At 72.6% G+C, this 3,994-nt stretch carries 2 protein-coding genes and 1 pseudogene; 1 reads left to right on the forward strand and 2 read right to left on the reverse strand.

Annotated elements, in window-relative coordinates; genetic code table 11:
- Nucleotides 1-145: 145 nt before the first annotated feature.
- Together RIV14_RS13420 and RIV14_RS13425 are read right to left on the reverse strand one after the other, a co-directional pair.
- Nucleotides 146-427 (reverse strand): hypothetical protein, encoded by a 282-nt coding sequence (locus tag RIV14_RS13420; protein WP_075372017.1) that lies wholly within the window; start codon nucleotides 425-427, stop codon nucleotides 146-148.
- Between the two features lie 3 nt (nucleotides 428-430).
- A complete protein-coding gene (locus RIV14_RS13425; protein ID WP_075372016.1) occupies nucleotides 431-2,113 on the reverse strand; it encodes a DNA repair helicase XPB in 1,683 nt (560 codons plus the stop codon).
- A 590-nt stretch (nucleotides 2,114-2,703) separates the two neighbouring features.
- Between RIV14_RS13425 and RIV14_RS13430 the strand changes: the two are divergent.
- A pseudogene (locus RIV14_RS13430) lies at nucleotides 2,704-3,994 on the forward strand (helicase-associated domain-containing protein); the annotation flags it as partial.

The raw sequence follows: 3,994 nt of genomic DNA on the forward strand, positions 1-3,994 counted from the left end.
AGTGCCGGGGCCGCTGCCCGTGAGCAGGCTGAGAGGGTCGACCCCGCCATCCAGGCCTTTGGCCGCAGCCTGGCCCGCGTCCTCGTGCGCAACGTGCGCGCCCGCCGCCTGTCGCGCTGAGCCGGCACGCGCACGGCCGCCGGGCTCACTGATGCTCGGCGGCCTCCCTGCGGCTCCGGCGCCAGCAGATGAACAGGGACAGGAAGGCGGCGAGCTGCAAGCCGATCAGGATCGTGCTGCCCATGGTGAATGCGATCAGCTTGGACGTCGGTATGTACTCGCCCGCGAGGAGCTTGTTCACCATGTTCATAGAAGATGGCAGAAAGAGGACAAGGAGCATGGCGCTCGTACCCACGAGCACCAAGAGGGACCGGAGCAGTGACCTGGGTGCTTTCTCCTGGGCAGCGCGCTTCGTGTCGTCAGTCATGGTTCATACCTCCTCGGCGTCGATGATGGCGTAGGCGTAGCCCTGCTCGGCCAGGAAGCGCTGCCGGTGGGCGGCGTACTCCTGGTCGGCGGTGTCGCGGGCGACGACCGTGTAGAAGTGGGCCTGGCGGCCGTCCTCCTTGGGGCGCACGATCCGTCCGAGCCGCTGGGCCTCCTCCTGGCGCGAGCCGAAGGAGCCCGAGACCTGGATCGCGACGCTCGCCCCGGGCAGGTCGATGGAGAAGTTCGCGACCTTGGAGACCACGAGCGTGCGGATCTCCCCGCAGCGGAAGGCGTCGTAGAGGCGCTGGCGCTCGCGCACCGTCGTCGAGCCCGTGATGACGGGGGCGTCCAGGTGCTCGGCGATCTCGGTGAGCTGGTCCACGTACTGGCCGATGACCAGGGCCGACTCGCCCTCATGGCGGGCCAGGAGAGCCTCGATGATCGGAAGCTTGCGTGGCGAGCAGGCGGCCAGGCGGTAGCGCTCGTCGGGCTCGGCGGTCGCGTAGGCCATGCGCTCGCCGGCGTCGAGGGTCAGGCGCACCTCGGTGCAGATCGCCGGGGCGATCCAGCCCTGGTTCTCCAGGTCCTTCCAGGGGGCGTCGTAGCGCTTGGGGCCGATGAGGCTGAAGACCTCGTCCTCACGGCCGTCCTCGCGCACGAGGGTCGCCGTTAGGCCCAGGCGGCGGCGCGCCTGCAGATCCGCGGTCATGCGGAAGATCGGGGCGGGCAGGAGGTGGACCTCGTCGTAGACGATGAGCCCCCAGTCGTGGGAGTCCAGCAGGTCCAGGTGCGGGTAGACGCCCTTGCGGCGGGTGGTGAGCACCTGGTAGGTGGCGATCGTGACGGGGCGGACCTCCTTGCGCGAGCCGGAGTACTCGCCGATCTCCTCCTCGGTCAGGGAGGTGAAGCGGATGAGCTCCTCCTTCCACTGACGCGCCGAGACCGCGTTGGTGACCAGGATGAGCGTCGTCGTCGAGCTCTTGGCCATGGAGGCGGCGCCCACGAGAGTCTTGCCGGCCCCGCACGGCAGGACGACCACACCCGAGCCCCCCGCCCAGAAGCTCTCCACCGCCTCGCACTGGTAGGGGCGCAGCTGGAAGGTGCCGGGGGAGTCGGTCAGGGTGATGGGGTGGGCCTCGCCGTCGACGTAGCCGGCCAGGTCCTCGGCCGGCCAGCCCAGCTTGATGAGCACCTGCTTGAGGTGACCGCGCTCGGAGGGGTGGACGATGACGTCGGCCTCCCCGAGCCGCGTCCCCAGCAGGCCCTTGGTGCGCTTGGAGCGCATGACCTCCTCCAGGACCGGCACGTCGGTGGCGTGCAGGACCAGGCCGTGGGCGGGGTCGGTGAGGAGCTGGAGGCGGCCGTAGCGGCTCATCGTCTCGGCGATCTCGGTGAGCAGGGCGTGCGGCACCGGGAAGCGCGAGTAGGTGATGAGGGTGTGGACGACCGTCTCCGCGTCCAGGCCCGCGGCGCGTGCGTTCCACAGGGCCAGCGGCGTGATCCGGTAGGTGTGGATGTGCTCGGGGGCGCGCTCCAGCTCGGCGAAGGCGGCGATGGCGCGGCGGGCCTGCCCGGCCTGGGGGTGGGCGACCTCCAGGAGGACGGACTTGTCGGACTGGACGATGAGCGGGCCGTCGGGGGCCGAGGGCGCCGGGGACGCAGGATCGCTGGGCGTAGCGGACATGGGCGGGAGTATCCCAAGCCGGGGCGCCGGGGTGCCGTGACGGAGGAGACGTTCCTCTTCCAGCGGGAGGGGCGAGCCGGCAGGCGTCATACCCGGGTGCGCGTGGCTGACATACAAGCGGAAGTCCCGGAAGGGGCGGCGCTAGGCGTCATACCCGGGTGCGCGTGGCTGACATCGCTACCGACAGTGACGTCACGCCAACACTCAGCTCATCCCCGCGTGCCGGATGGCCCGGATCCTGGGCTGCCGCGGCGGTGCGCGAGCCGCCGGGACCGGGCTCGAGCCCCAGACGCGGGTCGGAAGGCGCCGCAAGGGGCCAGGAACAGTGAAATCTGCGGGATCGTGTCCAAATCGGTGACAAAGGCGCGAGACGGACTCCAGCTTGCGAAAGAAAACCGCATGATTCTGCGGTTCGCGTTGCTGGTCTCAGGGGCGGTGAGGTCCCTTTGTCACCGATTTGGACACCGGTGCCCTTCATCCCCGCTGCCCGCTCTGTCCGCGAGCGGGGCGGGGCCTCTCGGTTTCCGAAACTAGCCGGAAGACTGGGCCCGCTCTGTCCGCGAGCGGGGCGGGGGCGTATTTTGGTGCGGATGAGCCCTTCTGCCTCCACCCAGGACCTCGCCGTGCACCTGACGGCGCTGCCGGACCGCGAGGTCGCCGCCCTGCTGGTGGCGCGCCCGGACCTGGCCGCGCCGCCGTCCTCCTCCTTCCTGGCGCTGGCGACCCGTGCGGGGGCCCCGGGCAGCATCGAGCACGCCCTGGCCGGGCTGGACGCGCCGACGCTGGCCGTGGCCGAGGCGGTGGTGGCTCTCAGCCGGCCCGATGAGCCGGGGCGGGCCAACGGGGCCGGGCCGACTGAAGCAGCCGAGCACGGGCGGGCCGATGGAGCCGGTGGAGCCAGTGGTGAACCGGCCGGCGGCGCGCCCCTCGGCGGTCCCGCAGACAATCCAGCTGCCCCGGACCGCCCGGACAGTGTTGACCTGGCCGGGCTGGTCGCCGCTCACCTCCCGCTGCCTGCTGAGCAGGTCACCGAGGCGCTGGGGCACCTGCGCCGGCTGGCGCTCGTCGTCGAGGGCAGGCCCCTGGCCGCGCTCGAGGCGGCCTTTGGGCCGCACCCCTTCGGCCTGGGGCCCTGGGCCGCCGAGCCGGTGAGCGCCGAGCAGCTGCCACCCACCCTGGAGGAGCTGAGCGAGAACTCGGCCAGCGGAGCCGGCGGCGGTAAGCCGGTCATCCCGGCGGCCTCCGTGGAGATGCTTCAGGCCCTCACCTGGGGGCCACCCGCCGGCACCCTGCGCGCAGGCGGCACCGCACCGGGGGCGGCCCCGCTCATCGAACGCGGCTGGCTGGAGCGCAGCAGCGATGCCCACGGGCGCACCCGCTTCATCCTGCCGCGCCAGGTCGCCCTCGCCCTGCGCGGCGGCCGCCTGACCCGCGAGCCCCTCACCGCCCCCGAGGCCGGCGATCTGGAGACGGTGGGCGCCGACGTCATCGCCTCCGAGGCCTCCTTCCACGCCGAGGAGGCTGTCCGGCTCGTGGCCGCCCTCCTGGAGGAGTGGGGCCGCGAGGGCGGCACGATCCGCCGCACCGGCGGAGTGAGCGCGCGCACCCTGGCCCGCACCGCCGACGCCCTCGACCTGGAGGCCGACGCCGCCGCCCGCATCATCGAGATCGCCGCGGGCGCCGGGCTCCTGGGACTCGACGACGACGGCGCCACCTGGGTGCCCTCCTCCCTGGCCGCCGGCTGGCTCACCGACAGCCTCCCCCAGCGCTGGGCGCCGCTCGCCCTGGCCTGGTCGGGCAGCGCCCGCACCCCCTGGCTGACGGGCACCCGCGATGACGACGGGACCCTGCGCGCCGCCCTCGGTCCGGACCTGGAGGCCG

Source organism: Actinomyces acetigenes (assembly GCF_031296635.1).
Classification (GTDB): Bacteria; Actinomycetota; Actinomycetes; order Actinomycetales; family Actinomycetaceae; genus Actinomyces; species Actinomyces acetigenes.

Bases quoted from the DNA above. Each gene is read 5' to 3' on its own strand.
- RIV14_RS13420 (WP_075372017.1), bottom strand. From the start codon at position 427: ATGACTGACGACACGAAGCGCGCTGCCCAGGAGAAAGCACCCAGGTCA.
- RIV14_RS13425 (WP_075372016.1), bottom strand. From the start codon at position 2,113: ATGTCCGCTACGCCCAGCGATCCTGCGTCCCCGGCGCCCTCGGCCCCC.